At 67.0% G+C, this 17,807-nt stretch carries 17 protein-coding genes; 6 read left to right on the forward strand and 11 right to left on the reverse strand.

Features of this window, described 5'->3' with window-relative positions; all coding sequences use genetic code 11:
- Positions 1-836: 836 nt before the first annotated feature.
- Entirely contained in the window at positions 837-1,097 is a 261-nt protein-coding gene (locus tag ACFPOB_RS19685) for a hypothetical protein (protein WP_377800075.1), read from the forward strand.
- Positions 1,098-1,605: 508 nt separating this feature from the next.
- Positions 1,606-3,315: an MFS transporter gene (locus ACFPOB_RS19690; protein WP_377800076.1), complete on the forward strand. Its 1,710-nt coding sequence runs from the start codon at positions 1,606-1,608 to the stop codon at positions 3,313-3,315.
- A gap of 377 nt (positions 3,316-3,692) precedes the next feature.
- Here the strand turns inward: ACFPOB_RS19690 and ACFPOB_RS19695 are convergent, their stop codons facing one another.
- Positions 3,693-4,631 (reverse strand): hydrogen peroxide-inducible genes activator, encoded by a 939-nt coding sequence (locus tag ACFPOB_RS19695; protein ID WP_377800077.1) that lies wholly within the window; start codon positions 4,629-4,631, stop codon positions 3,693-3,695.
- Positions 4,632-4,728: 97 nt separating this feature from the next.
- Between ACFPOB_RS19695 and katG the strand changes: the two genes are divergently transcribed.
- The 3 genes from katG to ACFPOB_RS19710 all read left to right on the forward strand — a co-directional run bounded on the left by katG (position 4,729) and on the right by ACFPOB_RS19710 (position 8,005).
- Positions 4,729-6,993 (forward strand): catalase/peroxidase HPI, encoded by a 2,265-nt coding sequence (gene katG / locus ACFPOB_RS19700; RefSeq protein WP_377800078.1) that lies wholly within the window; start codon positions 4,729-4,731, stop codon positions 6,991-6,993.
- A gap of 294 nt (positions 6,994-7,287) precedes the next feature.
- Entirely contained in the window at positions 7,288-7,533 is a 246-nt protein-coding gene (locus ACFPOB_RS19705) for a hypothetical protein (RefSeq protein ID WP_377800079.1), read from the forward strand.
- Between the two features lie 127 nt (positions 7,534-7,660).
- Complete coding sequence (locus ACFPOB_RS19710; RefSeq protein WP_377800080.1) at positions 7,661-8,005, forward strand: hypothetical protein; 345 nt, start codon at positions 7,661-7,663, stop codon at positions 8,003-8,005.
- Here the strand turns inward: ACFPOB_RS19710 and ccoS are convergent.
- From ccoS to ACFPOB_RS19755, 9 genes are all read right to left on the reverse strand, one after another.
- The gene (gene ccoS, locus ACFPOB_RS19715) at positions 7,974-8,168 is read right to left on the reverse strand and encodes a cbb3-type cytochrome oxidase assembly protein CcoS (RefSeq protein WP_377800081.1); all 195 of its coding nucleotides are present in this window, start codon (positions 8,166-8,168) and stop codon (positions 7,974-7,976) included. The genes ACFPOB_RS19710 and ccoS overlap by 32 nt on opposite strands.
- Complete coding sequence (locus ACFPOB_RS19720; RefSeq protein ID WP_377800082.1) at positions 8,165-10,354, reverse strand: heavy metal translocating P-type ATPase; 2,190 nt, start codon at positions 10,352-10,354, stop codon at positions 8,165-8,167. Before ACFPOB_RS19720 ends, ccoS begins: the two co-directional genes overlap by 4 nt.
- 1 nt (position 10,355) lies before the next feature.
- The gene (locus tag ACFPOB_RS19725) at positions 10,356-10,898 is read right to left on the reverse strand and encodes a FixH family protein (RefSeq protein ID WP_377800083.1); all 543 of its coding nucleotides are present in this window, start codon (positions 10,896-10,898) and stop codon (positions 10,356-10,358) included.
- Positions 10,895-12,349 (reverse strand): cytochrome c oxidase accessory protein CcoG, encoded by a 1,455-nt coding sequence (gene ccoG / locus ACFPOB_RS19730; RefSeq protein WP_377800084.1) that lies wholly within the window; start codon positions 12,347-12,349, stop codon positions 10,895-10,897. The genes ACFPOB_RS19725 and ccoG overlap by 4 nt, the downstream gene beginning before the upstream one ends.
- Position 12,350: 1 nt before the next feature.
- The gene (ccoP, locus tag ACFPOB_RS19735; protein WP_377800085.1) at positions 12,351-13,235 is read right to left on the reverse strand and encodes a cytochrome-c oxidase, cbb3-type subunit III; all 885 of its coding nucleotides are present in this window, start codon (positions 13,233-13,235) and stop codon (positions 12,351-12,353) included.
- A 3-nt stretch (positions 13,236-13,238) separates the two neighbouring features.
- Complete coding sequence (locus tag ACFPOB_RS19740; protein ID WP_091837401.1) at positions 13,239-13,394, reverse strand: cbb3-type cytochrome c oxidase subunit 3; 156 nt, start codon at positions 13,392-13,394, stop codon at positions 13,239-13,241.
- 8 nt (positions 13,395-13,402) lie between these two features.
- Complete coding sequence (gene ccoO / locus ACFPOB_RS19745; protein ID WP_377800086.1) at positions 13,403-14,167, reverse strand: cytochrome-c oxidase, cbb3-type subunit II; 765 nt, start codon at positions 14,165-14,167, stop codon at positions 13,403-13,405.
- Between the two features lie 9 nt (positions 14,168-14,176).
- The gene (gene ccoN / locus ACFPOB_RS19750) at positions 14,177-15,790 is read right to left on the reverse strand and encodes a cytochrome-c oxidase, cbb3-type subunit I (protein WP_377800367.1); all 1,614 of its coding nucleotides are present in this window, start codon (positions 15,788-15,790) and stop codon (positions 14,177-14,179) included.
- Between the two features lie 182 nt (positions 15,791-15,972).
- Entirely contained in the window at positions 15,973-16,629 is a 657-nt protein-coding gene (locus ACFPOB_RS19755; protein WP_377800088.1) for a helix-turn-helix domain-containing protein, read from the reverse strand.
- 217 nt (positions 16,630-16,846) lie between these two features.
- On the opposite strand from ACFPOB_RS19755, the gene ACFPOB_RS19760 reads away from it, so the two are divergent.
- Positions 16,847-17,314, forward strand: a complete 468-nt coding sequence (locus ACFPOB_RS19760; RefSeq protein ID WP_377800090.1) for a hypothetical protein — start codon at positions 16,847-16,849, stop codon at positions 17,312-17,314.
- Positions 17,315-17,410: 96 nt separating this feature from the next.
- Here ACFPOB_RS19760 and ACFPOB_RS19765 read toward each other — a convergent pair whose 3' ends face one another.
- Positions 17,411-17,608, reverse strand: a complete 198-nt coding sequence (locus ACFPOB_RS19765) for a hypothetical protein (protein ID WP_377800091.1) — start codon at positions 17,606-17,608, stop codon at positions 17,411-17,413.
- Positions 17,609-17,807 lie beyond the last annotated feature (199 nt).

Raw genomic sequence — 17,807 nt, forward strand, 5'->3', positions numbered from 1 at the left:
ATCGCCGACCTCCAAATCAGTCGGCTCTCCATGAATCAGACAATCCGCGTCAGAGGAATCCTCGAACAGACGCATGCGGCAATCCGTCCACACTGCCTAGTACCGATTGTTTTTCGCCCGTGCGTTTACAAGCTCCATGTGCCTGATCCATCGGAGCCAGCGCTCATCGCCAAGCCAAGCGCGGTATGTGTCCCAGGCTGAGCGGAACTGCTTCATCGCATCATCGCGCGTCTGAGCGACGCCTTGCTTCCCGAGGTCTGGGCACGGGTCATGCACCTGTATTGTCCAATGCCATGCGGGTGTCTGCTGCCATGCCTGGCAGACGATCGACCCGACGTAGACACCTTCGCTGCTCACGCGCCAGAAGTGTTCTCGGTTCTCCTGGACCGGGTCGTCAGGATAGGTGCGGGATAGGATCAGGCTCATCCCGCCAGCCTATAGCCTCTCCTTGCCGGTGGCGAGGGCGGCCGTCTCTCCCCTGGGTGCAAAACGGGCGCGGATAGCGCTTAGACGCGTTGCCTGGCTGTTCCAACTCTCTTCGCGCGCAGCGTGAACGCCATGGGAACGCGGGGGGGCGATATGAGTCCCTCTCCCGCTACCATTCCAAAGCATGCTCGATTGGAACAGGCGCGCTCGCCTAGGAGCGAGTTCAGCCTTCCAACGATCTCGATCGAGATCCGATCGGCTCTCGGTACGGTGGCGGTCGGTCTGCTGCAAACCATCAAATGACATGGGCGCGCCGCTTCGGCCCTGCTAAGTTGGGTCTGCAGTTGTCTCCTTGCGTTTGGACATGACCGCGTGCGGCGCATTTTGACGCCGCCAAGCGGAGACATCCTATGATCACCGGACACGGCCGGCTCAAGCTGCGCGACGGGCGCGGCGTTGAGGTCGCGTATCAATTCGCCAGCGAGTACGATGATCGCCGCGCGGGCAATCTGCTCTTCGACACGACTGCATATCACGACGGACTTTTCTGCACGCGCTTGATCCTCGATTGTGACGATGGGCGCTGCATTGCGCTTGTCGTTATGAACCGCAGCGACCAGCACCTGGCCGTAGCCGGGCGCGTTCTTGAGTGCCCCGTCGACGCCGCATAGCTCGCGAGCGATCAATACGGTCGCCCGCCTCGGCGCGCACCCTGACCCGCGTCATGGGGTGGTGCTTTCAGCCTTCCGGTCCAATGTCGTCCCGACGCCCTGATGGTGCGCGAGAAGAGCCGATATGGACGCCGTCGCGGTCACCCGCCCAAATGCGCTCGCGCTCATTCTTGTTGCGGTGCTCCGGGCCCAACCGGCGAAGCTGCAGCTCGATCAGAGCCGATCGCGCGGTCCGTCAGTGCGGCGACGGGACCGGGCGCGAGACGGCGGCTCACCGTCGCGTTGATCACAAGGCCAGCACTCGCGGTGACGCCGGCCGAGATCAAGAGCCGCGGCAAGGTGATCGGCGGCGGCATCTCTCGAACAACGATGGAATGTCCGCATTCGGGCAATGTGCCGAGGCAGATCATGAGCTTGCCGCGAGATGCGTCACAGCGCGGAATGCGGATCAGCGTCGGAATGGCGAAGCGCAGCTTCCCATCGCCTGCCGGCATGCTCTAACTGTGACATGCCGCATGAGCCCGCCACGCAGACCACTGCCGAGACCGCCGAAGCCGACCTCGCCGCCGAAGGCCTGAAACCTCATGACGGGCGCTATTCGGCTTTCGCGCCGTTACGCCATCCGATCTTCCGTGCGGTATGGATCGCAAGCCTCGCCTCGAACTTCGGCGGCCTCGTCCAGATGGTCGGCGCCGCTTGGCTGATGACCTCGCTCTCCAATTCGCCGGACATGGTCGCGCTCGTCCAGGCCTCGACCACGCTGCCGGTGATGCTCTTCTCGCTCGCGGCCGGCGCGATCGCCGACAATTACGACCGCCGCCGCATCCTGCTGACGGCGCAGGGCTTCATGCTCGCCGTGTCGATCACGCTGGCGGTCTTCGCCTGGCAGGGGCTGCTCTCGCCCTGGCTGCTCCTGACCTTCACCTTCCTGCTCGGCTGCGGCAACGCGCTCAACAATCCGGCCTGGCAGTCCTCGGTCGGCGACATGGTGCCGCGCCCCGAGCTGCCGGCGGCGGTGACGTTGAACAGCGTCGCCTTCAACATCGCCCGCAGCGTCGGCCCGGCGATCGGCGGCGCCATCGTCGCCGCCTCCGGCGCGGTCGCAGCCTTCATCGTCAATGCCTTCAGCTATATCGGCCTCATCGTCGTGCTCGCCCGCTGGCAGCCGCCGCGCGTCGAGCGCCTGCTGCCGCGCGAGACCTTCCTGATCGCGATGAGCGCCGGGCTCCGCTATGTCGCGATGTCGCCCAATATCCGCGCCGTGATCTTGCGCGCCTTCCTCTTCGGCTTCGGCGGCATCGTCGCTCTTGCCTTGATGCCGCTGGTCGCACGTGACCTCGTGCGCGGCGGCCCGCTGACCTACGGCATTCTCCTCGGAGCCTTCGGCGCCGGCGCGGTCGCCGGAGCTTTCGTCAGCGCCCGGCTGCGCCGTCGTTTCAGCACCGAGACCCTGGTGCGCCTGACCTTCCTGGCCTATGCGGCCGCGGCCCTGATGGTGGGGCTGAGCCCGACCCTGTGGCTCACCATGCCGGCGCTTGCGCTCGGCGGCGCCTGCTGGGTGCTGGCGCTCTCGACTTTCAATTCGACAGTCCAGCTGTCGGCGCCGCGCTGGGTGGTAGGGCGCGCGCTCGCGCTCTACCAGATGGCGGCCTTCGGCGGCATGGCCGCGGGCAGCTGGGCCTGGGGCTGGGTCACCCTCCAATACGGCCCGGCAGGCGGCCTTTTCGCAGCGGCTGTCGCGCTCGCGGTCGGCGCCGCCGTCGGGCTGCGCTACCGGCTGCCCCCGCTCGAGGCGCTCAATCTCGATCCGCTGAGCCGCTGGCGCGAGCCCACGGTCGCGGTCGACATCGAGCCGCGCAGCGGCCCGGTCTTCGTCACCATCGAATGGCGGATCAAGCAGGAGGACGTGGTCGAGTTCCTGAAGGCGATGGAGGAGCGCCGGCGCATCCGCCGTCGCGACGGGGCCCGCCACTGGTCGTTGCTGCGCGACCTGACCGATGCGGAGCTCTGGATCGAGCGCTACGACAGCCCGACCTGGGTCGAATATGTCCGCCAGGCCCAGCGCGCCACCCAGGCCGACGCCGAGATCGGCGACCGGGTCAGGGGCCTGCATATCGGGCCCGAGCCGCCGGTCGTGCACCGCATGGTCGAGCGTCAGACCGGCGCGCTGCCGCGCGAGGTTCTGCGCGCGACCCGGCAAACGCAGGCGTCGCCCTGAGTGGCGGCGCCAGTGCCCGGCCGACGGGTTTCGCCGGTGTTGCTCGAACGCTCCCCGTGGCGGCCGGCGCCTGTGTCGATGTCCGGATCTGGTGCGCATGCGCCCCAACGAGCACCGACCGCGAAGACGATTGTGCAGGATCCCGCGCCCTGACGGCGCGCCCGGGCATGCATCGGCGCGAATTCTCGAAAGCGCGCGAAGCCACGCCGGGCAGTGCCGCCGTGTTGCCCAACTCCGCGATACGGATATCGACCTTCGCCGCCATCGAGCCAGGGACGCGGGACTAGCAGCAGGAGCATCCACAGGCCCGTCAGCGACCACCGCCCGGTGGCGCTGGTGTCGCTCGTTCAGCGCTCGGAAAGGCGCCTTGCTGATTTCTATTGACCGGCGCCGGACAAAGGCCTTTCGCGCGTTCCGCGTAACGTCCCGGCCGATTGCCTAACCATTTCCGCGATCTCCAGCAGCTGCTTTGTCAACGGGCTGGTCTTACGCCAGACCATGCCGATCGTACGGGAAGGCTCCGGCGTCCTGAAATGCGAGATCGCGACGCAGGCCGAGCGTGTCTCGACCGCCACGGCCATTTCCGGGATCAAGGTGACCCCGAGGCCCGCATCGACCATCTGCACCAGCGTCGACAACGAGCTGGCATCGAGCAGGTCGCGCGATTGCACCGTGCGCGGCTGCGTGTTGCAGAACGACAGCGCCTGCTCGCGGAAGCAATGTCCTTCCTCCAGCAACAGCAGCCGCATCTCGCGCAGGGCGTCGCGATCGGGAGCCGGCTTGCCCTCGTCCTCACGCGGCCGCACCAGGACGAAGCGCTCGGTGAACAACGCGACTTCCGTCAGCGACGGTTCCGACACCGGCAGGGCGACGATCGCCATGTCGAGCCGTCCCTCGTGCAGCTCTTGGACCAGCTTCGGCGTCAGCGTCTCCCGCACATTGAGGTCGAGCCCGCCATGCTGGCGCGTGAGGTCGCCGATCAGTCCGGGCAGTAGGTAAGGTGCCACCGTCGGTATCACGCCGATGCGCAGCCGCGTGACCAGTCCGTCGCGCGAGGCATGGGCATAGCCTTCCAACTCGTCGAGCGAGCGCAGCACATCTCTGGCGCGCGCCGCGATCTCCTCGCCGAAGCGCGTCAGCCGGACCTGGCGCCGGTCGCGCTCGAACAGCCTGCCGCCGAGCTCCTCCTCCAGCGCCTTGATCTGTTGCGACAAAGCCGGTTGCGAGATCGCGCAGGTTTCGGCCGCGCGGCCGAAATGGCCGTGCCGTGCCAGCGCCTCGAAATAGCGAAGCTGCTTGAAAGTCAGGTTTGTCATAATTGCAGCTTATCGTCACGATCGGAAAATCGGAATTAAAATAATGAAACGGCCCTGCTAAGACCCTCGCAGCAGCCAGCCCAGCTCGGAGACAGACATGAACGCGAAGACTGAGGACAGCACGGGCAAATGCCCCGTTGCCCATGGCGGCGGCGGCCGGCAGAATCACGACTGGTGGCCGAATCGGCTGCCTGTCGAGCTGCTGAGCCAGCATTCGGCCAAGTCCAATCCGCTGGATCAGGCTTTCGACTATCGCGAGGCCTTCGCCAAGCTCGACTACGCCGCGCTGAAGAACGACCTGCGCAAGCTGATGACCGACTCGCAGGATTGGTGGCCCGCGGACTTCGGCCATTACGGCCCGCTATTCATCCGCATGGCCTGGCATAGCGCCGGCACCTATCGTCTCGCCGACGGGCGTGGCGGCGGTGGTCGCGGCCAGCAGCGCTTCGCGCCGCTCAACAGCTGGCCGGACAATGTCAGCCTCGACAAGGCGCGCCGCCTGCTCTGGCCGATCAAGCAGAAATACGGCCAGGCGATTTCCTGGGCAGACCTGATGATCCTGACCGGCAATGTCGCGCTGGAGACGATGGGCTTCCGCACCTTCGGCTTCGCCGCCGGCCGCGCCGACACCTGGGAGCCGGACCAGGACGTGTACTGGGGCCGCGAGACCACCTGGCTGGGCGGCGACCTGCGCTACGCCGATGGCTCGGAAGGCGTCGAGAAGCCTGCCGGCGAGGCCGTCCTCGTCGCCGATGACGACGCCGACGGCAATGTGCATTCGCGCAATCTCGAAAGCCCGCTCGCCGCGACGCAGATGGGCCTGATCTACGTCAATCCCGAAGGGCCCGACGGCAATCCCGACCCGCTGCTCGCCGCCAGGGACATCCGCGACACCTTCGCCCGCATGGCGATGGACGACGAGGAGACCGTCGCGCTGATCGCCGGCGGCCACACCTTCGGCAAGACCCACGGCGCCGGCCCCACCGACAATGTGGGCGTCGATCCCGAGGCCGACGGCCTCGAAGCGCAGGGCCTCGGCTGGCACAACGGCTTCGGCTCCGGCAAGGGCGGCGACACCATCACCAGCGGTCTCGAGGTCACCTGGACCCAGACGCCGGCACAGTGGAGCAACTTCTTCTTCGAGAACCTCTTCGGCTTCGAATGGGAGCTGGAGAAGTCGCCGGCCGGCGCGCATCAATGGGTCGCCAAGAACGCCGAGGCGATCATTCCGGACGCGCATGACCCCTCGAAGAAGCGCAAGCCGACCATGCTGACGACCGACATCTCGCTGCGGGTCGACCCGGCCTATGAGAAGATCTCGCGCCGCTTCCTCGAGAATCCGCAGGCCTTCGCCGAGGCCTTCGCCCGCGCCTGGTTCAAGCTGACCCATCGCGATCTCGGCCCGCGCTCGCGCTATCTCGGCCCGGAAGTGCCGAAGGAAGAGCTGATCTGGCAGGACGTAGTGCCGGCGGCCGACCACCCGCTTGTCAGCGAGGCCGACGTCGCCGTGCTCAAGGACAAGATCAAGGCCTCCGGCCTGACCGTCTCCGAGCTGGTCGGCACCGCCTGGGCCTCGGCCGCGACCTTCCGTGGCGGCGACAAGCGCGGCGGCGCCAATGGCGCCCGCATCCGCCTCAGCCCCCAGAAGGACTGGGAGGTCAACCGCCCGGCCCAGCTCGCCAGGGTGATCGATGTTCTCGACGGCATCCGCCGCCAGTTCAACAAGGAAGCTGACGGCGACCAGAAGGTCTCGCTGGCGGACCTGATCGTGCTGGCCGGCAATGTCGGCGTCGAGCAGGCGGCCAAGGCCGCAGGCCATGACGTGAGCGTGCCGTTCACCCCGGGCCGCACCGACGCCAGGCAGGAGCAGACCGACGTCCACTGCTTCGCGGTAATGGAGCCGGCGCTGGACGGCTTCCGCAACTACCGGAAGCCGGGCGTCAGGGTGCCGGCCGAGGCGGCGCTGATCGACCGGGCGCAGTTGCTGACGCTGACCGCTCCCGAGCTGACCGTGCTGATCGGCGGCCTGCGCGCCATCGACATCAACGCCGACGGTTCCAAGCACGGCATCCTGACCGACCGTCCGGGCGCGCTGACGAACGACTTCTTCGTCAACCTGCTCGACATGGGCACGCAGTGGCGGGCGACCTCCGAAGCCAAGGACGTTTTCGAGGGCACCGATCGCAAGACCGGCGCCGTCAAATGGACCGGCACCCGCGCCGATCTCGTCTTCGGCTCGAACTCGATCCTGCGCGCCCTCGCCGAGGTCTATGCCAGCGCCGACGCCAAGGAGAAGTTCGTCAAGGACTTCGTCGCCGCCTGGACCAAGGTGATGAACCTCGACCGCTTCGACGTCGCCTGACGCCGAGAAACCCGGCCGCCCGGCGTGATCGCCACGCCGGGCACAAAAAGGGTGACCGCGCTCGCAAAGGACGCGGCACATTCCTCAATGTAAGTGAAGAAGAGATTCAAGAACAGAATTCATAAGGTCTCTTGAAAAGGCAGATCGAACGAGACGCCTGCCAGCATCGATAAGATTGATCTTCATCAGCGAATACTAGGCGGTCGTCCGCTATAGCGAACGAGCCATATCTTCACAATCTGTTCATGTTTCCTGTGGTCAGCTCCGTGAAGGGCGACATCAAGGAGAGAAACCATGAACCGACGTTCATTCATCGTCACGCTGTGTGGTGGACTCGCCGCGAGCGCCGCGGGTGTGAGCCTGGCGAGCGCGCCGGTCGCCGCCGCCTCGCTTGCACCGGAGAACGCGGCCCGGCTCGACGCGGCTCCCGCCGAGTTCAGCCAGTACTGGCGCCGTCCGCGCCGTCGCCGGACGGTCTGCTCGGTCCGACGCAACCGCTACGGCCGTCGCGTGCGCGTTTGCCGGACCGTCTATTACTGACGACATCGCCCCGGCCATAAGGGCCGGGGCGCTCCCCCGTCTGACCCAACCGCACCAAGACGGGGTCTATGTCGCGGCGGCGGCATCCGCCCTATCATGACCATGGGTCATGATAGGAGCCGCGAGCATGAACCATATCGCAGGGATTGCCGCCTTCGCCGGATTTGCGATCACCGTACTGCCGGCGCAGGCGACCGAATGGATCGGGCGCTGGGGCGCGCCGGGCTGCAGCGCCGACGACACGGTGATCGGCCTCGGCTCCAAGGAGCTTGACTTCTCGACATTCGAGGCGAGTTGCCGAACGCTGCGCGCCGAGCGCCGGCGGGACGTCTACGAAATCGCCGGGGAATGTCATGGCGAAGGCCGGCCGATGCGGGTCGTCTTCACCGTCCGTGTCGATGGCGACACGCTCTCCTTCATCCGCCAGCGCGGCTTCGATTTCAGCCCGAAGCGTTTCCGTCGCTGCCGCTGACACCATCTCGCGGCCCCGCCTGCGCATCCTCGTCCTGCAGCACCCGCCAGGCCGCGCCGTCGAGATCGGCGTACTGGCCGCTGCGCATGCACCAGAAGAAGGCTCCGAGACCGAGAAGGCCGAGGCCGAGCGCCAGCGGGAACAGGATCACGATGATGTTCATGACTGCGCCTCCCCCGCTGCACGGGCGCGCAGCGCATTGAGCGTCACCACCAGCGAGGAGCCGGACATGGCGATGGCGGCGACCAAGGGCGTCGCCAGCCCGGCAATGGCGATCGGCACCGCGACGGCGTTGTAGAGCACGGCGAACCAGAGGTTCTGCAGCATCAGCCGGCGCGCCTTGCGGGCGATCGTCAGTGCGGCAGCGACCGGCGCCAGACTCTCGCCGAGGAAGACGATGTCGGCCGCCGCTTGCGCCAGATGCGTGGCACTGACCGGCGAGAGCGAGACATGCGCGCCCGCCAATGCCGGTGCGTCGTTGAGCCCGTCACCGACCATCAGCACCTTGCGGCCCTGCGCGGCCATGCGTTCGAGCCAGACGAGTTTCTCGCCGGGGCGCAGGCCGGCATGCAGTTCGGCGATGCCCAGCGTGTCGGCGATCGGCACGACCGCCTCGCGCCGGTCTCCCGACAGGATCGCGATCGTCAGCCCCGCCTTGCGCAGGGCGGCGATCGTCTCGCGCGCCTGCGGGCGCAGAGCCTGCCCCAGTGCCAGAACCGTGCGGAAGGAACCATGGCGATAGGCGATCAGGGAGGCGCCGGGATGCAGCGCTGCGACCATGGTCGCCTCGGCCTGTGCGCCACAGAAGGCGATGCTGCCGAGGCGGCGCTCATCCTCACCCTCGCCGGCCGAAAGGCCCTGCCCCTTTTCCTCGTGCACATCCTCCGCCGCGCACGACACACCGAGCGCGCGGGCAAGCGCCTGCGCCAGCGGATGCCCGCTCGCCGCCGCGAGCGCGCCGATCTCCGCCCGGCGTTCGGCCGGCAGCGCCAAGGGATTCAGGATCTCCGGCTCGGGCAGCGTCAGCGTGCCGGTCTTGTCGAAGACGGCGATGTCGGCCTCGGCCAGGCGCTCCAGCGCGTCGCCCTCCTTCAGCATGATCTTGCGCCTGAACAGGGCGGAGGCCGCGACGACCTGCACGGCGGGGACGGCGAGGCCGAGCGCACAGGGGCAGGTGATGATAAGCACGGTGACGGCGATCATCAGCGCTTCTGGCCAGGACAGGCCGAAGGCCAGCCAGCCGAGGAAGGTCGAGGCCGCCAGCGTGTGCACCATCGGGGCATAGAGCCGGGCGGCGCGGTCGGAGAGGCGAACATAGCGCGAGCGGTTGCCGACCGCCTGGTCCATCAGCCGATCGATCTCGTCAAGCAGCGTGCCCTGCCCGGCCGCCTCGACCCGCACGGTCAGCGCGCCGGTCAGATTGAGCGTGCCGGCATGGACGCGCTCGCCCGCTTGGGCCGCAACGGGCGCCGTCTCGCCGGTGACGAGGCTCTGGTCGATCTCGGAGCGACCGGTCTCGACGATGCCGTCGACGCAGACGCGCTCGCCGGGCCGCACCAGCACGAGATCGCCGGGCGCGATCGCGGCGATCGGCATCACCATCGTGCTGCCGTCGGCGGCGAGCCTCGTCGCAGTCTCGGCTTTCAGCGCAGCGAGATTGCCGGCGAGATCGCGGGTGCGCCGGCGCATCAGCTGGTCGAGATAGCGCCCGATCAGCAGGAAGAAGAGCAGCATGACCACGCCGTCGAAATAGGCGTGGCGGCCATGGTTCCAGGTCTCGGCGACCGACATGACCAGCGCCAGCACGACGCCGATGGTGATCGGCACGTCCATGTTGACGGCGCCGGCCTTGAGCGCCCTCAGCGCGCTCTCGAAAAAGGGGCGGCCGGCATAGGCCGCGGTCGGCAGCGCGATCAGGGCGGAGAGCCAGTGGAAGAAGTCGCGCGTCGTCGGGTCGATATCACCCGCATTGCCGGACCAGACCGCGACCGAGAGCAGCATGATGTTCATCGAGGCGAAGCCGGCGACGCCGAGCGCGCGCAGGAGATAGCGCTCCTCGCTCGCGGCTCCCGCCTCCTGGCGCTCCGGCGCGAAGGGATAGGCCTTGAAGCCGAGCGCGGCGAGCTTCTCGACCACCGCCTCCGGCCGCAGCAGCGCCTCGCGCCATTCGACCGAGACGCGCTTCAGCGCCAGGTTGACGCGGGCGGCGAGAATAGCTGGTTCGCGGGCGAGCCCGCCCTCGATCGCCTGCATGCAGCCGGCACAGCGTATGCCATCGACCGCGAGTTCCATGCTGGCGATGCCATCGTCGCGATGACGCACGAAGACGGAGAGGTCCTGCGCCGCCATCTCAGCGCTCCAGAGTGACGCGGCTGCGCGAGACGAAGACGACCTCCTCGCCGCGCCTGACCTGCAGTTCGAGGATCCAGGAACCCGCCTCGATCGTCTCGAAGCGGGCCTCGTAGCGCCCCGGCCGGCTCTCGCTCAGCGAAAGGTCATGGTCGCGAGCTGAGGTCGCAGGGTGGCGCAGACGTGCGCCGGCGGCGAGGCCAACGAGCGGCCCGCCATTGCGATCGGCGAGGGAGACAGTGAGCGTCGCGCCGTCGGCCTGCCGGGCCAGCGTCGTGGAGGCGGACCAGCCGCGCGCATCGCGCTCGTGCTGGCGGGCGATCTCCTCGTTGAAGCGCTGGCTCGCCTCATAGGCGCTGCGGGTCTCGACTCCCGGCATGGTCCGCAGCGCCATCGTCAGGATGGTCGCATTGACCGAGACGACCACGCCGAAGAACAGGATCAGCATGGCGGCGACCATGCCGCCGGTCAGCTGGAAAGGTTGGCGCGGTGCAGCCGGGGCCGGATTCTCATAGGGCATGATGATGACTCCGCAGCAGCTCATCGATGGGTCTCCGGCGCCATGAAATGCTCGTCGGCTCGCACCGTCTCGCCGGCGAACAGATCGGAAGCCGTGATGGTGATCGCCTGCGAGGCCGCGAGCGGCACGCCGGCCGGGACGGTGACGAGCACGCGCACCTCGCGCGAGGAATCGGGATCGACGGTGACGACTGGCCGAAGATCGGCACTCGGCGGGGCTCCGATCGCCTCGATCCTGATGCCGGGCAGGCCGGAGACGGTCAGGGCGAAGGGCCGATGCTCCGGACGCTTGTTGAGCAGGCGCACCGCATAGGCGTTGCGGATCGACCCGTCGCTTAGGGTGACGAACAGCGGGGAGCGCTCGTGCAGTACGGAGATGCCGGCGGTGCTGCGGGTCGCGAGCTGCCAGAGCATGGCACCGCCGACGACTGTGATCAGCGCCAGATAGATCAGGGTGCGCAGGCGCACCAGCCGGTAGATCGCAGGTTTCCCGGCCAGGCGGCGCTGGACATTGCCGTCGGTGTCATAGGCGATCAGCCGGGTCGGCCGGCCGATCTTGCTCATCACGGTGTCGCAGGCGTCGATGCACAGGCCGCACTGGATGCAGTCGATCTGGGCGCCGTCGCGAATGTCGATCCCGGTCGGGCAGACCGCGACACACTGGAAGCAATCGATGCAGTCCCCAGCCGGCGCGCCCTGTGCCTTGAGCTTCGCCGCCTGCTTCACCGAGACACGCGGCTCGCCCCGGTCGTAGCGATAGGTGACGTTGAGCGCTTCGTCGTCGGTCAGCGCTGCCTGGATGCGCGGCCAGGGGCACATGTACTTGCAGACCTGCTCGCGCATGATCCCGGCGAGCGTGTAGGTGGTGAAGGTCAGGATCGCGATCCAGACATAAGCCGAGAGCGGCGCGGTGAAGGTCGCAAGCTCGCGCACCAAAGTCGGCGCATCCGCGAAGTAGAGCACCCAGGCGCCGCCGGTCCACCAGGCGATGATCAGCCAGACCGCGTGCTTGGCGCCCTTGCGCCAGAGTGTGTCGAAGCCCCAGGGCTCGGCGTCGCGGCGCATGCGCTCGCGCCGGTCGCCCTCGAAAAAGCGCTCGACCGAAAGGAAGAGGTCCGTCCAGACCGTCTGCGGGCAGAGATAGCCGCACCAGACCCGTCCGGCGACCGCATTCATCAGGAAGAGGACGAAGGCGGCCAGGATCAGGAGGCCGGTGAAATAGTAGACCTCCTGCGGCCAGATCTCGATGAAGAAGAAGTAGAAGCGGTTGTTGGCGATGTCGGCCAGCACCGCCTGGTTGGGGAGATACGGGCCGCGATCCCAGCGCAGGAAGGGCAGCAGGTAGTAGATGCCCAGGCACAGGAAGAGGATCAGCCACTTCGCGCGCCGGAACGGACCCGCCACGCTCTGCGGATAGACCTTCCGCGACGCCGCAAAGAGCGGAATGTCGTCCTGGTCGGCCTCGGCGGTGCTCACGCTACTGCCCTCCCCCCAGCGAGTGGACATAGACGGTCAGCGCCTTGATCGTGGTCTCGTCGAGACGTCCGGCCCAGGCCGGCATCACCCCGTTTCGGCTGTTGGCGATGGTCTCGGTCAGCGAGGCCATGTCCATGCCATAGAGGCTGATCGCGTCGGTGAGGTTGGGCGCGCCGAGCTCCTGATTGCCTTTGCCCGTAGCACCATGGCAGGCGGCGCAATTGTCGGCGAAGACCTTGCGCCCGAGCTTGAGGTCCGCCTTCGGCTCGGTCGACAGGCCGGCAAGCTCGCGGACATGGCTGGCGACGGCAAGAATCTCCTCGCGCTTCAGCACGCCGTCGCGCCCGAAGGCGGGCATCTGGCTGACACGGGTGTCGTTGTCGCCGGCAACGCGAATGCCATGGCGGATCGTCTGCTGGATCGCCGGGAGCGAGCCGCCCCAGAGCCAGTCGTCGTCGTTGAGGTTGGGATAGCCCTTGGCACCGGCGCCGCCGACGCCGTGGCACGCCGCGCAATTGTCGCCGAAGGCGGCCTTGCCCTGCGCCATCGCGATCTGGAACAGCGTCGGATCGGCCTTGATCTGAGCCGGCGTGGCGTCGGCCATGCCGGCGGCCTGCGCCGCGCGCTGCGCCTTGAGCCTTGCCATGTCCGCGCCGATGTCGATGCGGCTGGCGTAGCCGATCACGCCTTTGGTCGTGTCGGTCAAAAGCGGCCAGGCCGGATAGACGATCCAGTAGCCGATCGACCAGACGATGGTGGCGTAGAAGATGCCGAGCCACCAGCGCGGCAGCGGCGTGTTGAGCTCGCGGATGCCGTCCCATTCATGGCCGGTCGTCGGCATGCCTGTAGCGGCATCGACATGCGGATCCTCGTGCTTCTGGTCCATCGGTCAGTCCTCGCGCAGCGGGTTGAGCGCGGCTTCTTCGAAACGGGCGCGGTTCTTCGGCCAGAAGGCGTAGACGCAGACCCCGAGGAAGACGGCGACGAAGTAGAGGAGCCCGGCGGATTGGGCGAAGCCGGCGAGCCAGTGATAGGTGGTTTGCATGGGTTGGCTCAGCGGATGTTGGCTTTGTCGTCGTAGAGCTTGAAGTCGACCATCGTGCCGAGCGCCTGCAGATAGGCGATCAGGGCGTCGGCTTCGGTGATGCGCTGCGGATTGCCGTCGAAATCGCGCGACTGCGCCTTGGGATAGCGCTTCTCCAGATCGGCCTGGCCGGGATGGTCGGGCGTCGCCTGCGCCTTCAAGTCGTTCTGCGCCTGTGCGATCATCTCGTCGCTATAGGGCACGCCGCCGGCGCGATTGGCGCGCAATTCGTCCGCGATGTCCCCGACCTTCAGCTCGGTCTTCTCCAGGAAGGGATAGCCCGGCATGATCGACTGCGGCACGATCGCGCGCGGTTCGGAAAGATGCGCCCGCTGCCATTCGTCTGAATATTTGCCGCCGACGCGGGCGAGGTCCGGCCCGGTCCGCTTCGACCCCCACTGGAACGGCTTGTCGTATAGGCTCTCGGCCGCGAGCGAGTAGTGCCCGTAGCGCTCGACCTCGTCGCGCAGCGGCCGGATCATCTGGCTGTGGCAGTTGTAGCAGCCCTCGCGCACATAGATGCCGCGGCCGGCGAGCTCGAGCGGCGTATAGGGCCGCATGCCCTGCACCGTCTCGATCGTGTTGCGGAGGTAGAAGAGCGGCGCGATCTCGACGAGGCCGCCGATCGAGATCACCAGCAGGACGCCGATGACCAGGATGATCGAGTTTGTCTCGAAGATTTTGTGCTTGGCCCAGAGCGAACGCCGCGGCGCCTTGTGCTCGATGCTCGTCATGACGGCTCCTCAGGCGGTGGCGAGCTGGCGCGGCGGCAGAGCCGGGACTTCCGGCATCTCGGAAGCTTCCTCCGAGCGCACGGTCATCCAGAGATTGAAGGCCATGATCAGCGCGCCGCTCAGGAAGAGCGCGCCGCCCAGCGCCCGGATCACGTAGAAAGGGTGCATCGCCGCGACGGTCTCGATGAAAGAGTATTCGAGGAAGCCGAGCGAGGTGTAGGCCCGCCACATTAGGCCCTGCAGGATGCCCGAGACCCACATCGCCGTGATGTAGAAGACGATGCCGAGGGTCGAGACCCAGAAGTGCCAGCTCACCAGCTTGAGCGAGTAGAGCCCCTTGCGGTTCCACAGCCAGGGCACGAGACAGTAGATTGCGCCGAAGGAGATGTAGGCGACCCAGCCGAGCGCGCCGGAATGGACGTGGCCAATGGTCCAGTCGGTGTAGTGCGAGAGCCCGTTCACCGCCTTGATCGACATCAGCGGCCCCTCGAAGGTCGACATGCCGTAGAAGGCGAGCGAGACCACCATCATCCGCAGCACGGGATCGGTGCGCAGCCGGTCCCAGGCGCCCGACAGGGTCATGATGCCGTTGATCATGCCGCCCCAGGAGGGCATCCACAGCATGATCGAGAAGGTCATGCCGAGCGTCTGCGCCCAGTCGGGCAGCGCGGTGTAGTGGAGATGGTGCGGGCCGGCCCAGATGTAGATGAAGATCAGGGCCCAGAAATGGATGATCGAGAGCCGGTAGCTATAGATCGGCCGCTCGGCCCGCTTGGGCACGAAATAATACATGATCGCGAGGAAGCCGGCGGTCAGGAAGAAGCCGACCGCGTTGTGGCCGTACCACCACTGGAACATCGCATCCTGCACGCCCGACCACAGGCCGTATGACTTCGGCGACAGGATCGAGACCGGCACGGCGACATTGTTGCCGATATGCAGGACCGCGATGGTCACGATGAAGCCGAGATAGAACCAGTTCGCCACATAGATGTGCGGCTCGGTGCGCTTCTTCAGCGTGGCGAGGAAGACCAGGAGATAGGCGACCCAGACGAAGGTCAGCCAGAGATCGGCGTACCATTCGGGCTCGGCGTATTCCTTGCCCTGGGTGATCCCGAGCAGGTAGCCGGTGCCGGCGATGACGATGAAGAGGTTGTAGCCGAGCACAACGAACCAGGGCGCGAGATCGCCGGCGAGACGGGCCCGGCAGGTGCGCTGCACGACATAGAACGAGGTGCCGATCAGGACGTTGCCGCCAAAGGCGAAGATCACCGCCGAGGTGTGCAGCGGCCGCAAGCGACCGAAATTGGTCCAGGGCAGGTCGAAGTTCAGCACCGGGAAGGCGAGCTGCAAGGCGATGATCAGCCCGACAGCGAACCCGGCAATGCCCCAGACCATCGCCGCGACGGTCGCGAACTTGACCGGGCCCATAGTGTAGTTGGGCTTGCCATCGATCTCCTGCGGCGGGACCGCCGGCGAGCCGTCGAAGCAGCGATTGCCGATCAGAATCACGCTCGCCGCGGCCGCGGCCGCGCCGAGCATCGCGTGGAAGGCGTAGCCGGAATTCTCGGTCAGCGCCCCGATCAGGATCAGCGGCAGCACGCAGGCTCCCGCGATCAGCATCCCGATCATCTCGCCGACCGTCATTGCCCGGACAGGGCTCGTCGTCGCCGTCACCGCTGACTCCCGCTTCGTCGCGGGCGCTGGGATGCGCCCTCCGCGTGAGGCTTAGCGGCCGGCTGGGCGGGGGGCTTTGATCCAGGTCAAGGGCAGGAACGGGACGGACCGCGGCGCGAAGGCGCAGCTCACGCCGCGACGGCGAGCATCCGTTCGGGGTTCATCACGCGCACGCCGCCAGGCACGATCAGGATCGTCTTCTCCTTGGCCAGGCGGGTGAAGGTGCGGCTGACCGTCTCGATCGTCAGGCCGAGGAAATCGGCGATGTCCTGCCGCGTCATCGGCAGCGGCACCGTCACCGACGGCTTGCCGAGCCTTGCCCAGCGCTGCTGCATGCCGAGCAGGAAGCAGATCAGCTTCTCCTCTGCGGTGCGGCGGCCGAGCAGCAGCATCTGTTCATGGGCGAGCGTCAGCTCATGCGTCGCGAACTCGTGGAGGCGCTTGAGCAGATGCGGCTTGGCGTCGACCAGCGCCGTATAGGCGGCGCGCGAGAAGGCGCAGACCGCGACGTCGCCGATCGCATCGGCGGAGAAGCCATAGGCATCGCGCATGGCAAGGCCGAGGAAGTCACCTGGCAGCGCGAAGCCGACGACCTGGCGGCGCCCGTCTGAGAGGAGCTTGTAGAGACGCACGACACCGGCGGTGACGTTGTAAACGCAATGCGCCTCGGAGCCTTGCGTGAACAGCGTGTCGCCCGAGGCGAAATGCGTCGGCATCGCCAGCTGCTCCAGCAAGGCGAGCTCGTCGTCGGTCAGGGAGGCGCAGACGCTGACGAGGCGGACCATGCAGTTGCGGCATCCGCCTTCGCCGCGGGCGGCGGCGCTGCACGCCGAGGGCTGACAGTTCACGATCGCACCTTCCTGCTCATGCGCGGAGCTTACCGCATGCGCGAAGGCCGACAAAGCGCGCGCCCTGCCGCAGGGTCTCGGATTTGATCCAGATCAATGCGGCAATAGGCCTCCCGAACCGAGGTTGCTGCCTCGAAAACGGGGAGAACCGCACGTGACGGGCGATGACATCTTCGAAGTCGCGCGCATCGTGCCTGATTGCGCCGACACGGTCTATGGGCTGGTCTCGCTACTGCATCCGGAGCTCACGCCGGACGGCTGGGCCGCCTTTGTGCGTGACCATTCGCAGGACGGAACGCAGCCGTCAGGCGTCTTCGCGCTGCGCGATGTACGCCGGATGCCGCATGCGCTGTTCGGCTTCCGCATCGCGCGAACCATCGCGGGCGGGACCACCCTGGAGATCTCCGAGATCGCAATGCTGCGCCTGCCCGGAACCTGCCTCGTCGATGCATTGCTGCGCTTCGCCAATCAACTCGCCGCGCAGCTCGACCTGCCGCGCATCGCGATCTCGCTGGAGCGCTCGGCGGCCTGGCCGCAGGATCACGACGCGTTGCAGCGCTGCGGCTTCCAGGTTGACCGCGTGATGGTCCTTGGCCGCGCCCGGCTCGAGCCGGCGGCGTGATCTGCGGGCGGCCGCGTCAAAGCCGCCATCGATTGGTCGCCCACCATGCAGCCGCCGCGAGGGCGACCATGCCGAGCGCGACAAGAAGCGCCTCGCCTATCGAGCCGGCTCCTTCCGTGCTTCCATGAAAGTCGCGAACCATCCGCCGTCGACGGCCTCCTTGGAGCTCTCGCGCTGTTCCGCCGTGATCCGGCACAGCAGCTCGATCTCTTCGAAGGAGAGGTCGAAGAACGGCAGCAGCATCGGGTTGCCGACGATCGAACGATCGCTCTCGGCCGCAGCTTCGCCGCCCATGAACATCTCCCCCTTATGGCCAAGCGCGCCTCCAACCCTCCACGAGGCCGGTCGAGGCAACAGCAATCATGTTCCCTCCGCCACACCCAAATGGGGGGCATGGCAGATATTATTGTTCCTCATGGTACTGATTTCGGCGAATTCGCATAGACCTTTCGGCGCCGGCGCATCTTGAACCGCGCCGCTCCCGGCGCCAGAT

Origin of the sequence: Allobosea eneae (assembly GCF_042657265.1) — a bacterium.
In the GTDB taxonomy this organism is placed as follows: Bacteria; Pseudomonadota; Alphaproteobacteria; order Rhizobiales; family Beijerinckiaceae; genus Allobosea; species Allobosea eneae.